Annotated in this window: 16 protein-coding genes and 1 other annotated feature; of the genes, 12 read left to right on the forward strand and 4 right to left on the reverse strand. The window is 58.7% G+C overall.

The genetic code is table 11. The features are described 5' to 3' along the window. The first annotated feature begins 7 nt into the window (after positions 1-7). The 3 genes from ASD46_RS01655 to ASD46_RS27650 all read left to right on the forward strand — a co-directional run bounded on the left by ASD46_RS01655 (position 8) and on the right by ASD46_RS27650 (position 1,608). Positions 8-466 (forward strand): RDD family protein, encoded by a 459-nt coding sequence (locus ASD46_RS01655; protein WP_003512493.1) that lies wholly within the window; start codon positions 8-10, stop codon positions 464-466. Positions 467-642: 176 nt separating this feature from the next. Continuing rightward, the gene (locus ASD46_RS01660) at positions 643-1,404 is read left to right on the forward strand and encodes an arginyltransferase (RefSeq protein WP_025593035.1); all 762 of its coding nucleotides are present in this window, start codon (positions 643-645) and stop codon (positions 1,402-1,404) included. A 114-nt stretch (positions 1,405-1,518) separates the two neighbouring features. Then, positions 1,519-1,608, forward strand: coding sequence for a hypothetical protein (locus ASD46_RS27650; RefSeq protein WP_323455096.1), 90 nt, complete (start codon positions 1,519-1,521; stop codon positions 1,606-1,608). A 150-nt stretch (positions 1,609-1,758) separates the two neighbouring features. Here the strand turns inward: ASD46_RS27650 and parC are convergent, their stop codons facing one another. Then, complete coding sequence (gene parC / locus ASD46_RS01665) at positions 1,759-4,011, reverse strand: DNA topoisomerase IV subunit A (protein WP_035198107.1); 2,253 nt, start codon at positions 4,009-4,011, stop codon at positions 1,759-1,761. Positions 4,012-4,241: 230 nt separating this feature from the next. Between parC and ASD46_RS01670 the strand changes: the two genes are divergently transcribed. Further along, the gene (locus tag ASD46_RS01670; protein ID WP_003512485.1) at positions 4,242-5,432 is read left to right on the forward strand and encodes a hypothetical protein; all 1,191 of its coding nucleotides are present in this window, start codon (positions 4,242-4,244) and stop codon (positions 5,430-5,432) included. 43 nt (positions 5,433-5,475) lie between these two features. Here the strand turns inward: ASD46_RS01670 and ASD46_RS01675 are convergent, their stop codons facing one another. The 3 genes from ASD46_RS01675 to aspS all read right to left on the reverse strand — a co-directional run bounded on the left by ASD46_RS01675 (position 5,476) and on the right by aspS (position 10,662). Then, positions 5,476-6,957 carry a SulP family inorganic anion transporter gene (locus ASD46_RS01675; protein ID WP_025593031.1) on the reverse strand — a complete coding sequence of 494 codons (1,482 nt, stop codon included), beginning with the start codon at positions 6,955-6,957 and terminating at the stop codon, positions 5,476-5,478. 74 nt (positions 6,958-7,031) lie between these two features. After that, positions 7,032-7,087, reverse strand: a sequence feature (sul1 is cis-regulatory element that is thought to sense ions involved in sulfur or methionine metabolism; They are found in Alphaproteobacteria). A 76-nt stretch (positions 7,088-7,163) separates the two neighbouring features. Then, the gene (gene creD, locus ASD46_RS01680; RefSeq protein WP_025593029.1) at positions 7,164-8,618 is read right to left on the reverse strand and encodes a cell envelope integrity protein CreD; all 1,455 of its coding nucleotides are present in this window, start codon (positions 8,616-8,618) and stop codon (positions 7,164-7,166) included. A gap of 256 nt (positions 8,619-8,874) precedes the next feature. Further along, complete coding sequence (aspS, locus tag ASD46_RS01685; protein ID WP_003512477.1) at positions 8,875-10,662, reverse strand: aspartate--tRNA ligase; 1,788 nt, start codon at positions 10,660-10,662, stop codon at positions 8,875-8,877. A gap of 180 nt (positions 10,663-10,842) precedes the next feature. Between aspS and ASD46_RS01690 the strand changes: the two genes are divergently transcribed. The 8 genes from ASD46_RS01690 (at position 10,843) to ASD46_RS01725 (ending at position 18,647) form a co-directional block, all read left to right on the forward strand. Further along, a complete protein-coding gene (locus tag ASD46_RS01690; RefSeq protein ID WP_003512472.1) occupies positions 10,843-12,114 on the forward strand; it encodes an MFS transporter in 1,272 nt (423 codons plus the stop codon). A gap of 82 nt (positions 12,115-12,196) precedes the next feature. Continuing rightward, the gene (rnd, locus tag ASD46_RS01695; RefSeq protein ID WP_003512471.1) at positions 12,197-13,357 is read left to right on the forward strand and encodes a ribonuclease D; all 1,161 of its coding nucleotides are present in this window, start codon (positions 12,197-12,199) and stop codon (positions 13,355-13,357) included. A 137-nt stretch (positions 13,358-13,494) separates the two neighbouring features. Continuing rightward, entirely contained in the window at positions 13,495-14,109 is a 615-nt protein-coding gene (locus ASD46_RS01700) for a hypothetical protein (protein WP_025593026.1), read from the forward strand. A gap of 185 nt (positions 14,110-14,294) precedes the next feature. Further along, positions 14,295-15,323, forward strand: coding sequence for an adenylate/guanylate cyclase domain-containing protein (locus tag ASD46_RS01705; RefSeq protein WP_003512469.1), 1,029 nt, complete (start codon positions 14,295-14,297; stop codon positions 15,321-15,323). A gap of 150 nt (positions 15,324-15,473) precedes the next feature. Continuing rightward, complete coding sequence (locus ASD46_RS01710; RefSeq protein ID WP_060641828.1) at positions 15,474-16,829, forward strand: esterase-like activity of phytase family protein; 1,356 nt, start codon at positions 15,474-15,476, stop codon at positions 16,827-16,829. A gap of 159 nt (positions 16,830-16,988) precedes the next feature. Beyond that, a complete protein-coding gene (locus tag ASD46_RS01715) occupies positions 16,989-17,336 on the forward strand; it encodes a hypothetical protein (RefSeq protein ID WP_003512467.1) in 348 nt (115 codons plus the stop codon). A 176-nt stretch (positions 17,337-17,512) separates the two neighbouring features. Continuing rightward, positions 17,513-17,827, forward strand: coding sequence for a hypothetical protein (locus ASD46_RS01720; protein WP_003512466.1), 315 nt, complete (start codon positions 17,513-17,515; stop codon positions 17,825-17,827). A 187-nt stretch (positions 17,828-18,014) separates the two neighbouring features. Beyond that, on the forward strand, positions 18,015-18,647 hold the full coding sequence (locus tag ASD46_RS01725; protein WP_025593022.1) for a DapH/DapD/GlmU-related protein: 633 nt from the start codon (positions 18,015-18,017) through the stop codon (positions 18,645-18,647). Positions 18,648-18,679 lie beyond the last annotated feature (32 nt).

Below are 18,679 nucleotides of genomic sequence, written 5' to 3' on the forward strand. Positions count from 1 at the left end.
ACGACCGATGAACCTCGACCAGAACCCTACCTATGTCGCACCGGACGACTGGCGCGCCTATAGCGGCGTGCTGAGCCGACGCATCTTCGCTTTCCTGATCGATTACGCGATCGTTCTCCTGCTGTGCATTCCAGCCGCCGTGATCGTCTTCTTTCTCGGCGTGATTACGCTGGGTCTCGGCTTCTTCCTCTATCCGGCCTTGTTCGTCATCGTCGCGGTCCTTTATTTCGGCGTGACGCTCAGCGGCCCGTCGCAGGCCTCACCCGGCATGCGGGCGATGGGCATCGCAATGGCGCGCATGGACGGACGGCGAATCGATTTCCTTCTGGCCACCGTGCACATTGCGCTTTTCTGGATCATCAACTCGGTTTTGACGCCGCTTATCCTGCTTGCAGGCCTGTTTACGGAGCGCTCTCGCCTCGTTCACGACTTCCTGCTCGGCACCGTCATGGTCAGAACCTACTGATATAAGGGAAAGCCACGAAAACGTGGCTTCCATATCAGGCAAATAGCGCATGGTGCAGTTGACGTTTTCCGTCATTTTGCCATTCTGTGACATTATGCATGTCGCTTGAAGCGTCGCCGCACCCCGTGAAATCGCGGCGCGCTTTCACAACAGACGCAGGAGGCGATCACGGTTCGATGAACACGCAGGCGACGCCCTCTCCCCAATTCTATCTTACGGCACCGGCCACCTGCCCCTACTTGCCGAACCAGATGGAGCGGAAGGTTTTCACGCATCTGGTCGGCCCGCGTGCGTCGGAAATGAACGACCTTCTGACCCAGGGCGGCTTCAGGCGTTCACAGAACATCGCCTATCGCCCGGCGTGCGAAACCTGTCGAGCTTGCGTTTCCGTGCGCATCCTTGCCGAACAGTTCCAGCCGACGAAATCGATGCGGCGCGTTCTCTCCATCAACAAGGATGTCGTCGCCACCGTTCATGCCGCTGAGCCATCCACCGAACAGTTCTCACTGTTTCGCCGCTATCTCGACCATCGGCACCAGTCAGGCGGCATGTCCGACATGTCGGCGCTCGACTATGCGATCATGATCGAAGACACGCACGTCAACACCCGCATCATCGAATACCGTGTGCGAGAGCCCGGCTCCGGCATCGATTCCAGCAAACGAGGTGAACTTCTCGCCGTAGCGCTGAGCGATGTGATGAGCGACGGGCTGTCGATGGTCTATTCCTTCTTCAACCCCGATCTAGAAAAGCGCTCGCTCGGCACTTTCATGATCATGGATCACATCACCCGCACACGCGCGCTCGGCCTGCCGCACGTCTATCTTGGCTACTGGGTCGATGGTTCTGAAAAGATGGGCTACAAGACGCGCTACCACCCGCAGGAGCATCTGACACCGCGCGGGTGGGAGGTTTATAAGCCTACGGTAGAAGAATAGTTCGCCAAACAGTCAAAACCGTATGCTAAACTCCATTTAAACTTTGGAGTACTTCAAATGAAAGCAACGATTTGCGAGATTGGCGAAGCCGCTGGTATTGTTATACCAAAGGATATGCTTGAACGGCTTGGATGGAAGACAGGCGACGTTCTTGATCTAAGTGTATACGGCAACATGCTTGAATTGTGCTGCCGGTGGTCTTGATGAAGAACTGACGGATGATTTTAATCGGCAGCTCGAACACGCGCGGATTGCGATGCGCAAATACCACGTTGCGCTAAGAACGCTCGCCAAGTCCTGAAACAGCGACCATCAAAGACGTCCCGAGTAATCGCTCGGGACGTCTTTCAGCTGTTACCCGCCAAATTTCCCGCTACGCGGAAAGCCCTTCGGTACGGTGCGGCCAACGGTGGCGCGGTCTGCCAGCCATTCGCGCAATTCCTCACCTACCTTGGTGAAGAGGCGCCCGGCCGTGTCGGACCAGCTCAAGCCGTCTGCGAGCGCGAAACATTTCACATCAACGACGCCGCCGTCCTTGTAGCGTTGCAGGCGCACGCCCTTGCCGCGTGACATTTCCGGCACCTGCGACAGCGGGAAGGCAAGCAGCTTGCGATTTTCGCCGACGACGGCGACATGGTCGCCCGTTACCGGAACCGCGAGCTTGGCTTCATCAGGCATGGCGACATTCATGATCTGCTTGCCCTTGCGGGTATTTGCGACCATTTCGCTTTCGGCCACGATGAAGCCGTTGCCGCCAGTCGAGACGAGCAGAAGCTTGCGCGACGGATCGTGAACGAAGGCCGTCAGGATGTCCTGATCGTTCTCCATATCGACCATGATGCGGATCGGCTCGCCATGGCCGCGACCGCCCGGCAGCTTGTCGGCGCCGAGCGTGTAGGCCTTGCCGCCGGTGGTCAGCAGCAGCAACTTGTCGGTCGTCTGCGCCGGGAAGGCGAGCTTCGGGCCATCGCCCTCCTTGAAGGTCAGAGCCGACGTATCGGACATATGCCCCTTCAGCGCCCTGATCCATCCCTTCTGCGAGATGACGATGGTGACCGGTTCCTTTTCGATCATCGCCTGCTGGATGGCCTCGATGTCGGCATCCGGCGCATCCGCAAACTGCGTGCGGCGACGGCCGATCTCGGTTGCCTTGGCATATTTCTTTTTGACCTCGCCGATTTCCCAGGCGACGGTCTGCCATTGCTTTTCATCGGAGGCGAGCAGACCCTCGATTTCAGCCTTCTCGCTGCTGAGTTCGTCGAACTCCTTGCGGATTTCGAATTCCTCAAGCTTGCGCAGATTGCGCAGACGCATGTTAAGGATGGCTTCGGCCTGATTATCGGTGAGCGACCACTTGGCCATCATCACCTGTTTCGGCTCGTCCTCCTCGCGGATGATACGGATCACCTCATCGAGATTGAGATAGGCGACCAGCAGGCCGCCCAAAATCTCGAGCCTGCGATCGATGGCCGCAAGACGATGGCGGGAACGGCGGACCAGCACGTCCTTGCGGTGTGCCAGCCATTCGCTCAGAACCTCGTTCAGCGCCATGACCTTCGGCACCCTGCCAAGCGACAGTACGTTCATGTTGAGCGGCAGGCGGCTTTCAAGGTCGGACAGACGGAACAGCGATTCCATCAGCAGCGTCGCGTCGACGGTGCGGCTTTTCGGAACCAGCACGATACGCACGTCTTCGGCCGATTCGTCGCGGACATCCTCAAGCAGCGGCAGTTTGCGGGCGAGCAGCAGCTCGGCGATCTTTTCGATCAGCCGCGATTTCTGCACCTGGAACGGGATTTCGGTGATGACGATCTGATAGCCGCCACGTCCGAGGTCTTCCGTTTCCCATTTGGCGCGCACGCGGAAACCACCGCGCCCGGTCTTATAGGCTTCGAGAATGTTCTCGCGGCTTTCGATGATCACGCCGCCGGTCGGCAGGTCGGGGCCGGGAATGAATTCCACCAGCTTTTCAACCGTGGCATCCGGATGCTTGATGAGATGCAGAGCTGCGTCGCACAGTTCATGGGCGTTGTGCGGCGGGATGGACGTCGCCATGCCGACGGCGATGCCGGAGGCACCGTTGGCAAGCAGATTGGGGAACGCGCCCGGGAGGACGACCGGCTCCTCATCTTCCTCATTATAGGTAGCACGGAAGTCAACCGCGTCCTCGCCGATGCCTTCGAGCAGCAGCGCTGCCACATCGGTCATGCGTGCTTCGGTATAACGATAGGCGGCGGCGCCGTCGCCATCGATATTGCCGAAATTGCCCTGCCCGTCCACGATCGGATAACGCTGCGAGAAATCCTGCGCGAGACGGACCAGCGCATCGTAGACCGACTGGTCGCCATGCGGATGGAACTTACCGATAACGTCACCGACGATGCGGGCGCATTTCTTGAAAGCCGAGTTGGGGCGGATGCCCATTTCGCTCATGGCGTGGATGATGCGGCGGTGAACCGGCTTCAGTCCATCGCGCACATCCGGCAGCGCACGATGCATGATCGTGGACAAGGCGTAAGCGAGGTAGCGCTCTTCAAGCGCCGCCTTCAAATCGACCGGATGAATGTTATCGTCTCCGCCTGACGGAGGTACAAGATTTTTTCCCATGGTGCTTGACTAGCGGAAATGCCGATTCCCGGCAAGGAATTCGGGGGTCTCGGCTGTGGACGAAACGACGCCTTTTGTGAGGATTTTTATTAACTGCGTTGCGAATGCCGCAATGCCGCCGTCATACGAATCGATCTAAATCCTGTAGACCTTTGAATAATCGCGAATATAAATGTCACCATTCACATTTAGAACACGGTGCACATCCGCACATTGAGGGAAGAAACACTATGAGACTGAAATCCACCCGGCAGATTCTTTTCGCAAGTGCCGCGCTTCTCGCGCTTTCCGCACCGGCATTCGCACTGGATGGCAACGACGTTCTGAAAAAGATCAATGCCGCCTACGCCGCGCAGGGCGGTGAAATTGCCGCCGGATCCGTCGCCGTCAACGGCGACACGGTGACGCTGAACGGCGTGACCTTTAATGCGGCTGCCGATCCGGCCAAAAAAATTCCGGTCGGCAACGTCACCCTTGAAGGCGTCGAGGAAAACAACGGCGGCTACAAGATCAAGAACGCGCGTTTCGACAATGTCGATTACAAGCAGGAAAACGTGGAGATCAAGGCCAACGACATCTACATGTCGGGTCTCACCATCCCTGCCGATGCGACGACGGGCACGATTGATGCGCTGATGTTCTACGACGAGGCGCATAGCGGTCCGATTTCCGTCTCCATCGATGGCAAGCAGGCTTTCTCGCTCGAGGAAAGCAGCGCAACGATGTCCGTCAGCGACGACAAGGCCTCGATCGGCTTCGATCTCGACGCATCCGGCTTCAAAGCCGATCTCAGCGAAGTCAACGATCCGGCCACGAAAGACGCAATTGAAAAGCTCAATCTGCAGGCCCTTTCCGGCAACATGACCATGAGCGGAAGCTGGGAAGTTGCCTCCGGCACCGTAGACGTCGAGGAATATGCCATCGACCTCGACAAGGTCGGCCGTCTCAACATGTCGTTCGGTTTCTCCGGTTACACACTCGCCTTCATCAAATCGATGCAGGAGACGGTGAAGGCGCAGGCTGCAAATCCGAACAAGGAACAGGCCGAACAGGCAGCGGGCCTTGCCATGCTCGGCCTGATGCAGCAGCTTTCCTTCGTTAATGCCGAAATCAGCTTCGAAGATGCCAGCATCACCAAGCGCGCCATCGACTACGCTGCAAGCCAGCAGGGTATGACCAGCGATCAGCTTTCCCAGACCATCAAGGGCATGGCGCCCATCATGATGGCTTCGCTCAACGTTCCGGAATTGCAGAACATGGTGTCGGCTGCGATCAACGCCTACATCGACAATCCGAAGAGCTTCTCTATCTCGGCCGAACCGGAAAAGCCGGTTCCCTTCCCGATGATCATGGGCGCCGCCATGGGCGCGCCGAACACCCTGCCGACAATGCTCGGCGTGACGGTGACGGCAAACGAATAGCACAACAAAAAGCCCCGGTTACGCCGGGGCTTTTTACTTCCGGTCAGTGGATTGAGGCTGTCGCTCCATCCTGCTTGTCGTGCAGGGCGAAACGGTCGATCATATGGGCGCTCGCTTCGTTGACGCCGATCACCTCGACCGTCTTGCCGGTCTTGCGGAATTTCAGCACGACCTTGTCCAGCGCACCGACAGCCGAAATGTCCCACAGATGCGCCTGTGTGACGTCGATGGTGACCGTTTCCACGTCTTCGGCAAAATCGAAGGCGGCAATGAAGCCTTCCGTCGAGGCGAAGAAAATCTGCCCATCGACGCGGTAGATGCGGTGCCGACCATCCGCGACAAGCTCTGGACGAACGTGGAAGAGTTTTGAAACCTTCCCAGCGAAAAACACGCCGGAGAGAAGCACACCTGCGAGCACGCCTTTTGCGAGATCATGGGTCGCCAGCACGGTCCCGACCGTTACCAGCATGACGATGCTGGAAGACGGTGGATTGCGGCTGAGATCGAGAATCGAACGCCACGAGAAGGTGCCGATCGAAACCATGATCATGACAGCCACAAGAGCGGCCATTGGAATGATGCGGACAAGATCATCCAGCACCAGAATGAGGAACAGCAGGAAGGCGCCCGCCACAAAAGTGGAGAGCCTGCCCCTGCCGCCGGATCTGACGTTGATGACCGACTGGCCGATCATGGCGCAGCCGCCCATCCCGCCGATCAGCGCGGAGGCTATGTTGCCTGTCCCCTGCCCGATGCATTCCCGGCTCTTGTTGCTGCCGGTATCTGTCATGTCGTCAACGATCTGTGCCGTCAGCAGGGATTCCAGGAGACCGACGGCAGCCAGCGCTGCGGAATACGGAAAGATGATCTGCAGCGTTTCGAAAGTCAGCGGCACCTGTGGCAGGGCGAAGACCGGCAGCGTCGAGGGCAGCTCGCCGAGATTGCCGACGGTGCGGATATCCATGCCGAAAAACACCGCCACGCAGGTCAAAACGACGATGGCGACCAGCGGCGACGGGATGATTTTAGTGACCAGCGGGAAGAGATAGATGATTGCAAGACCAGCCGCGATCATGACGTAGGTTGCGATAGGCACGCCTATCAGCTCGGGCAATTGCGCCATGAAGATCAGGATCGCCAGTGCATTGACGAAGCCGGTCATGACTGAGCGAGAGACGAAGCGCATCACCCGCCCGAGCCTTGCAAAGCCCGCAGCGATCTGCAGCACACCCATGAGGATGGTCGCAGCAAAGAGATATTGCAGGCCGTGTTCCTTCACCAGCGTCACCATCAGGACGGCTGTGGCGGCGGTTGCCGCGGAAATCATGCCCGGACGGCCACCGGTGAAGGCGCAGACGCAGGCAATGGCGAAAGAAGCGAACAACCCCACCTTCGGATCGACGCCGGCGATGACGGAAAAGCCGATTGCTTCGGGAATGAGCGCAAGTGCGACGACGATGCCGGAAAGCACATCGCCGCGAATATTGGAAAACCACTCACGTCTGTAAGTCTGAAATCTGTTCATTTGATTTTTTCGCAAAGTATGACGCACCGGCCGGAAACGTGTCCGGTAGATTGAAAAAGAATGTCGGTGCTTTGCGTTGTCTGGCGGATCGGCGGCCAGAAGAGCCACCCGGAATTTCACCGGGTCCGTGGTGAATGCTCCACCTATAGACGGCAAAAAAGCGGGCAGCAAGTTGTCTGCCCGCCTTTCGATGCTGGCGATGCGCCTTACGACGCTTCGCTGCGACCAATATTGGTGTTGTGCTGGGTTGGGCCGGTTCCCGACCAGTCGACCCTGCGGGTTGCGAACATGGTGGCAGCAATGGCGATGAAAGATATCAACGCGCCGGCCAGCAGCGCATATTCATCCTCATTCAGAACCAGATACATGACCCCATAAGCCACCGCCAGAACCGTAAACAGGGCTACCCCGTTCTTGCGGCTACGGGTTGCGCTTCCGAGATAGGAGGAGATCAGGAGCGCTGTCAGAAGCGACGCCGCAGCATAGGCGATGGTGAAGCCCGTATGTTCCGCAAGTGCGAGCAGCAACACGTAGAAAACGATCAGCGCCAGCCCCGTCAGCACGTACTGGATCCAGTGCACGTTGCTGCCGCCCCTCAGTTCGACGATGAAGACGGCCAGGAACACCAGAGAGATGAAGCCTATCGAATATTTGAGTGTCCGGGCGATGATCTGGTAGAATTTCACGGGCTCGACGAGGTTGATCCTCATCAGGCTGTCGGTCAGCGGCAGGCGCGAACTCTCGACCACGCGGTCTATGCCCCTTGCGAGATAGGGGATTGTCCAGTTGGCCGTGAAATCCGAGGCTGTGACGGTCTTTTCCTCCGGCAGGAACAGGCCTTCAAAGCCGGGATGCGGCCAGTTGGCCTTGGCCGCCAAACTGGTGGTCTGGCCGGCGGGCGCGACGGCAAAGCTGCCGGAACCATTCAGGGAGAAGGCTATATCGAAATCGAAGCCTTTCTCGACAAGGCCTCTTTCGATCGATCTGTGCACGCCGGCATCGGACCTGATGGACATGTCCTGCGCACCCGTGCGGGGCGCTATGACAGAGATATCACGCATGCCGGGATCGAACGGCAATACGGAACCGCCATCGATCCTGACACCGGCGCTCGAGCGAATGCCGGTCATATCCTGTATGCTGAGAACGAGAATGGCGCTGTCGAGGCGGGGCGTGCCGGAGAAGCGGGCGAGATCCTGAAGGATGCCGGCACCGAACCGGCCTTTGAGGACAAGGTCGCCATTATAGACCGGCAGGCTGTAGATCGACAGCCGCTTCTCCTCGGTCTTCAGATCGGCCGTGACATCAAGCGTTTCCGGCATGACCAGCGCCCATTCGGTCGTGCGATCGACGATGCTCTGGCCGTTCACCTCGCGGCGTCTTTCCACGTCGAAAGGCACGGCGAGATAAGGGCCGTTCACCACCTGATCGCCACCCCAGCCGCTGGCGATACGGCCCGAAACATCCTCGGCCCGCGAGGCGCGCTCTTCCGTCAGCGCCCAGACGAGAAGCAGCGGTACGAGCAGAACCATCGATATGAAACCAATCATCAGAAACTTGGCGCCCGGTGAGCGCAGGCTGACGGCGAAGCCGTTGCGAGGCGGGGCTGGCGGCATCTGCCCACCGGCCAGGGCGAGGTCTTTTTCCGATTCATGTGCCATTCTGAAATCCTTATAAATATGATCGCGCCGCAACCCCAAGCGAAGTTCGGCCGGCGCTGTCCCAAGTTTAAAATCCCCGATAGTCTTTGCGTCCCCAAAATGAGCGCAAAACTATACTGGGATCGGATTCCGGCTGATTACGTTCGGAATTCCGTTAAACTCGCGGTAAAATTGTGACTTTCCCACGTTCGTTGCAGAAACAGAAAGGGCCGGCGTCGCCGCCAGCCCTTTTGTTCAAAACCCGTGGCGGTTGAGATCAGTCCTTCTTGGACGGAACCACGCGCAGCGCCAGCTCGCGAAGCTGGGTCGGCGTTGCCGGGGACGGCGCGTTCATCAGCAGGTCCTGTGCCTGCTGGTTCATCGGGAACAGCGTGATTTCGCGCAGGTTCTTCGCACCAACCAGAAGCATGACCACGCGGTCGATACCGAAGGCGCAACCGCCATGCGGAGGCGCACCGTACTGGAAGGCGCGGTAGAGACCGCCGAAGCGCTCTTCCACGTCGCTCTGCGACAGGCCGACCTTTTCGAAAGCCTTGACCATCAGCTCGGGCGACTGGTTACGGATAGAGCCGGAGGCGATTTCGAAGCCGTTGCAGACCGCGTCATACTGGAAAGCCTTGATGGAGAGCGGATCCTGTCCTTCCAGCGCTTCCATGCCACCCTGCGGCATGGAGAATGGGTTGTGGGCGAAATCGATCTTCTTTTCTTCGTCGTTGTATTCGAAGAAGGGGAAATCGACGATCCAGCACATTTCGAAACGGTCGCGGTCAATCAGGTTCAGCTCGTCGGCGGCACGGGTGCGCGCCTCGCCGGCAAACTTGTAGAACTTGGCGGGATCGCCCGCGACAAAGAAGCAGGCGTCGCCCGCCTCAAGGCCAAGCTGCTGGCGCAGCGCCTCGGTGCGTTCCTCGCCGATGTTCTTGGCAAGCGGACCGGAGCCGGCAACCTTGCCTTCTTCTTCCTTCCAGAAGATGTAGCCGAGGCCCGGCTGGCCCTGGCTCTGCGCCCAGGCGTTCATGCGATCGCAGAATGCACGCGAACCACCGGTCTTGGCCGGGATAGCCCAGACCTGCACCTTGGGGTTGGAGGCGATCATGTTGGCGAAAACCTTGAAGCCCGAACCATCGAAGTGCTCGGTCACGGCTTCCATGACAATCGGGTTGCGCAGGTCCGGCTTGTCGGAGCCGTATTTACGGATCGATTCGTCATAGGGAATGCGCGGCCATTCTTTCGTCACCGGCTTGCCTTCGGCAAACTGTTCGAAAACGGCCGTCATCATGGGCTCCATCGTGGTCCAGACGTCTTCCTGGGTCACGAAGCTCATTTCAACGTCGAGCTGGTAGAATTCGCCCGGCAGACGGTCTGCACGCGGGTCTTCATCGCGGAAGCATGGAGCGATCTGGAAGTAGCGGTCGAAACCGGCCACCATCAGAAGCTGCTTGTACTGCTGAGGGGCCTGCGGCAGCGCGAAGAACTGGCCTTCGTGGATGCGCGAGGGAACGAGGAAGTCGCGCGCGCCTTCCGGCGAGGATGCGGTGAGGATCGGCGTCGTATATTCGGCAAAGCCCAGATCGCCCATACCCTTGCGCATGGAGGAGATGATCTGCGTGCGCTTGACGATGTTCTTGTGCAGGGTTTCGCGGCGCAGGTCGAGGAAGCGATACTTCAGGCGAACATCTTCGGGATATTCAGGCTCACCGAAGACGGGCAGCGGCAGTTCCTTGGCAACGCCCAGAACCTCGATCTCCTGCGCATAAAGCTCGATCTCGCCAGTGGCCATGCCCTTGTTGATGGTGTCTTCGGACCGCGCCTTGACGAGACCGTCAATGCGGATCACCCATTCACCGCGCACCGTCTCGGCAACCTTGAAGGCCGGGCTATCGGGGTCGGCCACAACCTGGGTAATGCCGTAGTGGTCGCGAAGGTCGATGAAGAGAACGCCGCCATGATCTCGCACGCGATGAACCCAACCGGAAAGGCGAACGGTTTCGCCGACGTCGGACTTGCGGAGAGCGGCACAGGTGTGGCTGCGGTAACGATGCATTTTAATATCCTGGAGCGTGTCGTGGGCCAGATGGGCGGCACTGTCGAAATTTGCCGGAAAAGCGCATGACCAGCCCGATTTGTCAAGGCAAAGCACAACAATGTCGCGTTCAGCCTGTCCTTTCGCGCACCTTCGCTTTAGATAGTGCTTATTCAGCCCGCCAAACCGAGTCGGCCCGCAATGAGCCAGATCAGACCTCTTATCCCGCTTCTCGTCACCGCCGGCATTCTGATTGGCGGCAACGGTCTGCAGGGAACCTATATCGCGCTGCGGGGCCTGTCCGAAGGGTTTTCGGCCAGCACCATCGGCCTCATCAGCGCCGCCTACAGCATCGGATTCGCGCTCGGCTGCATTTCGGTGACGCGCCTTCTGCGCAAGATTGGCCATATCCGCACCTTCGCCACCATGGCGGCGGTCGCATCGGCCGCCTCGATCGCCATGCCGCTTGTCCTTCATCCCTTGTTCTGGATGTTGATGCGCTTCGTCATCGGTATTGCGGTCGCCTGTCTTTTCGCCGCGATCGAAAGCTGGATCAATGCGCAGGTGACGAATTCCAACCGTGCGCGCACGCTGTCCATCTATCGTTTCGTTGATCTCGGTTCCGTGACGCTCGCCCAATATATCATTCCCGTCGCCGGCATTGACGGGCCCGTGGTGTTTTCGCTGATCGCCATGGCGCTCACGCTGTCGCTGGTGCCGATCTCGATTGCCGACAAATCCAACCCCGCGCCGCCGAAACAGATCCCGTTCAATCTTTTCGCGGTGTGGCGCATCTCACCGCTTGCCGTCGTCGGCTGCGTGGCTGTCGGCCTCAGCATGGCGGCTTTTCGCAACATCGGGCCAATCTATGCCGAACAGATCGGCCTTTCCGTCACCGCCATCGCCACCTTCATGAGTGCGGGCATCATCGGCGGCGTGGTCTTGCAATATCCGCTCGGCGTCTATTCAGACCGTTACGACCGCCGCATCATCATTCTCGCTACCACGGCGTGCTCCGTGATTGTCGGTCTGTTTCTCGCCCTGTTCGCCGGCTCGGACGAATGGAGCAACATCATCGGCGTCTTCGTGTTCGGCGCCTTTGCCCTGCCGCTCTATTCACTCAGTTCCGCCCATGGCAACGACCATGCCAAAGAGGGCGAACATGCGATGGTGTCTGCCGGGCTGCTGTTCTTCTGGTCGGTGGGTGCAACCGTCGGGCCGCTGCTCGCCTCCGTCCTGATCGACCAGTTCGGTCCCAAAGCGCTGTTCAGCTACACGGCCGCGATCCAGATCGTTTTCATCGCCTACACCATATACCGGCTTAGGGTGCGCGAGGGAGTACCCGTTGAGGAGCGGAACTGGCGGTTCCGCCCGCTTTTGCGCACCTCGGCCTATTTTCAGAAGCTGGCCGCCCCTGCACCACCCAAAAACGACGGGCCGACGCCAAAACCACCTGAGAAAAACGATCCTTGAGCCTTCAAAAGCGGGCTTTGTATTGACATGCGCCCGGCAAAGGGAAAGTAAGACGGATAATTTTCACGAGTGGCCATTTGCAATGATTGAAACGACTGCCGCCCTCGCCGAAGCCTGCACGGAACTGGCGAAATCGGAATTCATTACCATCGACACCGAGTTTCTGCGTGAAACGACCTTCTGGCCCGAGCTTTGTCTCGTACAGATGGCGAGCCCTACCCTTGAGGTACTGGTCGACCCCCTCGCCAAGGGTCTCGACCTTACGCCGCTGTTCGAACTCATGGCCAATCCCGATGTCGTGAAGGTTTTCCATGCGGCGCGTCAGGATATCGAAATCATCTATCATCTTGGCGGGCTTATTCCGCACCCGATCTTCGATACGCAGGTCGCGGCCATGGTGTGCGGTTTCGGCGATTCGATCTCTTACGACCAGCTGGTCCAGAGGATCAAGAATGTGCAGATCGACAAATCCTCACGTTTCACGGACTGGAGCCGCCGCCCGCTGACGGAAAAGCAGCTGGATTATGCGCTGGCCGACGTCACCCATCTGCGTGATGTCTATCTAGCGCTCAAGGCGCAGCTGGAGCGTGAAGGCCGCTCGCTTTGGCTGACCGAAGAGATGGACATTCTGGAATCGCGCGAAACCTATGACATGCATCCCGACGATGCCTGGCTGCGGTTGAAATCGCGCCTGCGCAAGCCGACTGAACTCGCCATCCTCAAATTTGTCGCCGCATGGCGTGAACGTGAGGCGCGGTCGCGCAACGTGCCGCGCTCACGCGTGCTGAAAGACGATGCGATCTTCGAAATTGCCCAACAGCAGCCGAAGGACACCGAGGCGCTGTCGCGGCTTCGCACCATCCCGAAGGGCTGGGAGCGCTCTTCCTCCGGCACGGCCATCATCGAGACCGTGAATGCGGCGCTGGCACTTCCGAAAGAGGAAATGCCGAAGGCGCCACGTCACAGCCACGCACCGGAAGGCTCCGGCGCTGCCGTGGAGCTGTTGAAAGTTCTCCTGAAGCTGACGGCAGACAAGCACGGCGTCGCAGCAAAGGTCATCGCCAACAGCGAAGATCTGGACAAGATCGCTTCCGAGGGCGAGGCTGCCACCGTGGCAGCGCTGACCGGCTGGCGGCGCGAACTGTTTGGCGATGTGGCGCTGAAGCTCATCAATGGCGAAGTAGCATTGCGTTTCGCCGGCAAGAAGGTCGAGGCGGTTGATGTGGCGGTGAGCGAGGCCTGATCGCCCGCGCCTCGCGCAGTTTTGCGCGTTGTGCGGACGCGAAAGCGCTTCTGCTTTTACCGGACCTGCGCCAACCCAAATTTTGCCCGCATCGCGGTCCATCTCTTTGCAGATGGTCTCGCTTTGAGGGTATTTCCATGAAACCTGCCCGTGCTCTGCTGTTGGCCGCATCTATCGTGGCCGCAGGCATTTTCCCTACTCTTTCATCCACGTCAGCGCGCGCCGATGACGGCAAGGTCGATCTTCAGGGCGAATGGACGACCGATTGCCTTGAGATCGGCAAGAACGACCGTCACGGCATCGTCACGCGCATCACCATACGCGGTGGCCGCATGCATGCTGTCTCACAGATTTACGCCCGCAGCAGCTGCCAGCAGCCCACGGTGCAGGTGCGTTACGAAGGCACGCTGGATGGTGGCCTGAAGGACAACGACAGCATGCTCTTTGCCCATACCGTCACCTCAATCGCCATGACACCCAACGACCCCGCGGTTGTCGAGCATTATAATGGTGACCCGAAGGGTACCGGTTGCGGGTTGACTGGCTGGAAAGAGAATATTCCCTTCGATGTCGATGGCCGGACCTGCGCGGCCATCACCTTTGCCAGCAAGGGAGAAACCCTGTTCGACCGGGCATGGATAGACGGCAACCGGCTGCGTTTTGCCGCCTTCCCCGTCACATGGTCGAACCGCTCGCCGGACGACCGTCCGCAATCGCCGCTTGAAACGGTCTATTACAGAACATCCTATTAAGTAGTAGAGCCGGGTTCACAGCCCTTTTGCGGCAACGGGGCAACAGCCTTTCCAATCCTTCATGTGACCTTACGGAATGGTCACTTTTTGCAGCGCATTTTCCACATTAATGTCGCATATGACCTGAACAGAAGCTTCGCCTGACGGGGGCACGACGCTTCCCTTCCCCGAGATCAAGAACCGACATGAGAAAATTGCTGCCCATTCTGGATTACGTGGTGCTCTTCGTTGCCGTGGCCGGCAGCGGGGTGGCCTACGCGTTTCTGGAATATGGCGGCGGCGCGCTCATTGGCGCCACCTATGCGCTGTTCGCCTGTGCGCCCATCCTCGCCTTCGAGCGTGGTTACGTGCTGCCCGGTCTGTCGCGGCAGGTAAGCGCATTGCCGACACCGGCCTATATTGCCGTCGGCCTCATCATCTATGCCGTCCTCGTCTTCTGTGGCTTCGGGCTTGGCGGTACCATTCTGTGGGTTAGCGGCATATTTCCCGGCACATGGAAACGGGCGGTGCATGCCGAGGTGCAGACACTGATCTTCACCCTCATCGTCTGCGGCATCATCGTTTTCATCATGCGCGTGCGCGAACTGCTGGGCCGTGACATCTTCATCGATCTCATCCTTGGGCGCTATCGCCGTCCAGTCAGCGAAGACCGCGTCTTCATCTTCATCGACCTCGTCGGCTCCACTTCGTTTGCCGAAACCCATGGCGACCTGAAGGCGCAGGAGTTTCTGGGCGAAATCTTCGCGAGCTACGCAGCCCCCGTCAGAAGACATGGCGGCGTCATTGACGACTACATCGGCGACGCGGCCATCATCACCTGGCCCTATCACATGGCAATAAGGCGGGCAGCCTGCGTGCGCTGTGTTTTCGATATCCAGGCGACCATCGAGGACAAGCGCGACATGTGGCTCGCCCGTTTCGGCGAAGTGCCGCGCCTTCGCTTTGCGATTCATGGCGGGCCCGTCATAACAGCCGAAATCGGCGTCGATCACCACAAGATCACCTATTTTGGCGACACGGTGAACACCACTTCGCGGCTCGAATCACTGAGCAAGATGCTCGGCCATCCCGTGCTGATTTCTGCCGATCTCGCCCATCAGCTGGTGCTACCCAAAGGTGTGCGCAGCGAATATCTCGGCGAACATGCTGTCAAGGGACGCGGCCAGACGCTCGGCGTGTGTACGCTCAGCCAATATCAGGCCCCAGCCGCCTGAAAAAACCCCTGAAAACAAACGGGTAGCTTCGGTTTCCGAGGCCGCCCGTCATCAAAATTCATCAAAGCTTCAAACTGCAATCACCTGCCTGTCATGTGGCGCCCCTATCGCCTCAGTCCTGTCTTCAACAGGCATTGAGGGGTCTCCACCATGAAGCATATTCTTTTCGCACCTTTCGCCATTCTTGCGCTCGCAACCGCATCCCATGCAGAGCAGGAGTTTCCGGCAAAGCTGGTCTCACACGCCATTCTGCCGGCCAACACCATCATCGCAGCACCTGCCGATGCGCCGGAATACCTCAAGACATCCGCCAAGTTCACGACGGCCGACCGCAAGCGCGCCGAGGGTCTCGGCACCGTGCCCGGCAAGGATGGCGTTCGCCCGACCGGCCTCTCCATGCCGTTCAACGGCCAGGCCATGCAGGGCTTTTCCGGCATCAAGGCCATGGAGGACGGCAGCTTCTGGAGCCTTTCCGATAATGGTTTCGGCTCGAAGCTCAACTCCAGCGACGCCATGCTGATGCTCCACCACATCAAATTCGACTGGGATGCCGGCAAGGTCAACGCGCTGGAGACGGTGTTCCTTTCCGACCCGGACAAGAAAGCTCCCTTCCCCATCGTCATGGAAGGTTCGACCAAACGTTACCTGACGGGCGCCGACTTCGACGTCGAATCCATTCAGCCCCTTGCCGACGGCTTCTGGGTGGGCGAAGAGTTCGGTCCCTACATCCTGAAATTCACCCGCGACGGCAAGCTGACCGACGTCATCACCACCAAGGCCGGCGATATCGAGGTGAAGTCCCCGGATCATCCGACCCTGGCACTGCCCGGCAACCCCACGCAGAAAATGCCCGCTTTCAACCTGAAACGATCAGGTGGTTATGAAGGCATGGCGCTCTCCAAGGATGGCTCGAAGCTTTACGGCCTTCTCGAAGGCCCGCTCTACACCGCCGAAGGTCAGGTCGAAAAGACCGAAGACGGCTCAACCGCCCTTCGCATCATCGAACTCGATACCGCCAAGAAGGAATGGACAGGCCGTACCTGGCTCTACCCGCTGGCGCAAGGTGGCGAAGCCATCGGCGATTTCAACATGCTGGACGAGAGCACGGCGCTGGTCATCGAGCGTGACAATGGCGCCGGCACCGCTGACAAGGCCTGCGCCGACCCGAAGAAGCCGGACGTAAACTGCTTTGCCGTACCTTCCAAGGTCAAGCGCATCTACAAGATCGAATTCAACGACGCCAATGCTGGCAAGGCGGCGCGCAAGATCGGCTATATCGATCTGCTGAAGATCTCCGATCCTGATAACAGGAAGCGTCAGGGCGGCGGCAACGGTTTCTACGACATGCCGTTCGTGACCATCGAGAATGTCGACCGTGTCGACGCCACCCATATCATCGTCGGCAACGACAACAACCTGCCCTTCTCGGCCGGTCGTGCGCTGGACAAGGCTGACGACAACGAGTTCGTCCTGCTGGAAGTCAAGGACCTTCTCGACGCGAAGTGAGGAAAGGAGTGCCGGAATTCGTTCCGGCACCGTCAGCGCATCGGCGCAAGCTCAACTGAACGGAGCGTTCCTGCGGCCTGAAAAAGGAAGCGCGGCGCTCCGTTACTGTACCGACCCAACCTGACCCGGAACCCGGTTCCGAAACAGGAAAGACCCGTCATGCAGGACAATGCCGAACGACTGTATTACGCCCTGAGGAAAAGCTGGTCGCTCGAAACCAGCAGCCTGTGGTCGAGAGAAAACCCAGCCAGGGGGCAAGGCGGCGTTACAGCTCTGGTGGTGCAGGATATTTTCGGTGGCGACCTCGCCAAAACCGTCGTTAGCGGCGCCGACCATTTCTACAATATCGTCAACGGCACCCGCTGGGATTTCACCTTCACCCAGTTCGATATTCCGGTCGGTTACGAGGACAGGCCCGCCACCCGCACGGAAGCGATGGCAAGGGCCACGCCCCTGCAATATGCCTATCTCAGCGCCTGTATCCGGAAGGCGCTGGGGCACGGTTGAATAATAACGGCTTGTAGCGAGGCGACCGGTTTGTCTCGGCGACAAACCGATTTCGGTCTGTCGTGTTTTTCGTTTGCGGTTTCAAATGCACAACTTCAGCTTCTCCTCTCAAAGCAGACACAATCCATGGCATAGTACCGCAGGTAAACGAGGTGTGCCGAGAGGAGAGTTGTGCGATGAGTGAGAGCTGCCCGGTCCTGACGCCCGCCGAACGGCAGGTTCAGGATATATTGCAACGGACAGAATCGGCGATGGTGTCCACTATTTTCGCAGCGCTTGAGCGTGCAAGCAAACAGGCTGCTGACGAACTCCAGTCAATCGGGTCTGAAATACAGCCACCGCCTCATGACTATTTTGCCGCTGTCGCACACCAGCAGCTTTTCCTGCTGCTATGCGGAGCCGACCTGGAAACATTCGAGGGCGGAGATCCCGAAGTCGCGCGTCACATCATTCAGAATGCCCAAAACATATCCGACCATTACTGGAAGTAAAAAAGCTGCGACCGCGGATGGTTCCGGCGGCTGACGGCGCTGTGTGAAGCCAGATTTCGTTCCACGCAAAGCGCGCACACGATCTGCATTTCAAAGGGATATCTGGCTTAATCGGCTTGCCTTCGCAATTTCATGTCATATGCCCTTCATAGTCCCCGGTTACGCAGGCCGAAATCCGGAGACAGGCATGCACTCAACCGCACAACTCAATCGCCCCAAGCTCGCAGAGACAGTTATCCATTCGACGGCAAGCATAAGGGACTCGAACATAGGTAGCTGTTGCGAAATTTTGGCCGATACCTCTCTGCACAACGTCGAACTCGGGAATTACTCCTACCTCGGACCCCGTTGTATTGTCGGTGATGCGACAATCGGGAAATTCTGCGCTATTGCCGCGGACGTCAGGATTGGCGCACCGAACCATCCAATGGACCGACCGTCCATGCACCGTTTCAGCTACTGCCCGGAATATTACGCTACAGAGGCGGTGCGCGACCACGCTTTTTTCGATCGCCGCAAGGAGGATCGCGCTGTCATCGGTCACGATGTCTGGATCGGTCATGGGGTCATCGTGTTGCCGGGCGTGAAGGTTGGAGACGGCGCCGTGCTCGCAGCAGGCGCGGTCGTCACCAAGGACGTGCCGCCCTACACCATCGTCGGCGGTGTTCCCGCGAAGATCATTCGCGAGCGGTTTTCGCAAACCGTGGCGGGGAAGCTTGCCAAAATCGCCTGGTGGGACTGGCCCTTCGAGACGATCATGGCGCGGCTAGCCGACTTTCAATCAAGCGATATCGACGCCTTTTGTCAGCGCTGGTCCTAGTATAGCTCCACAACTGTCTGCGGTGCCAAATG

This window comes from Rhizobium sp. Root491 (assembly GCF_001427205.1).
Classification (GTDB): domain Bacteria; phylum Pseudomonadota; class Alphaproteobacteria; order Rhizobiales; family Rhizobiaceae; genus Agrobacterium; species Agrobacterium tumefaciens.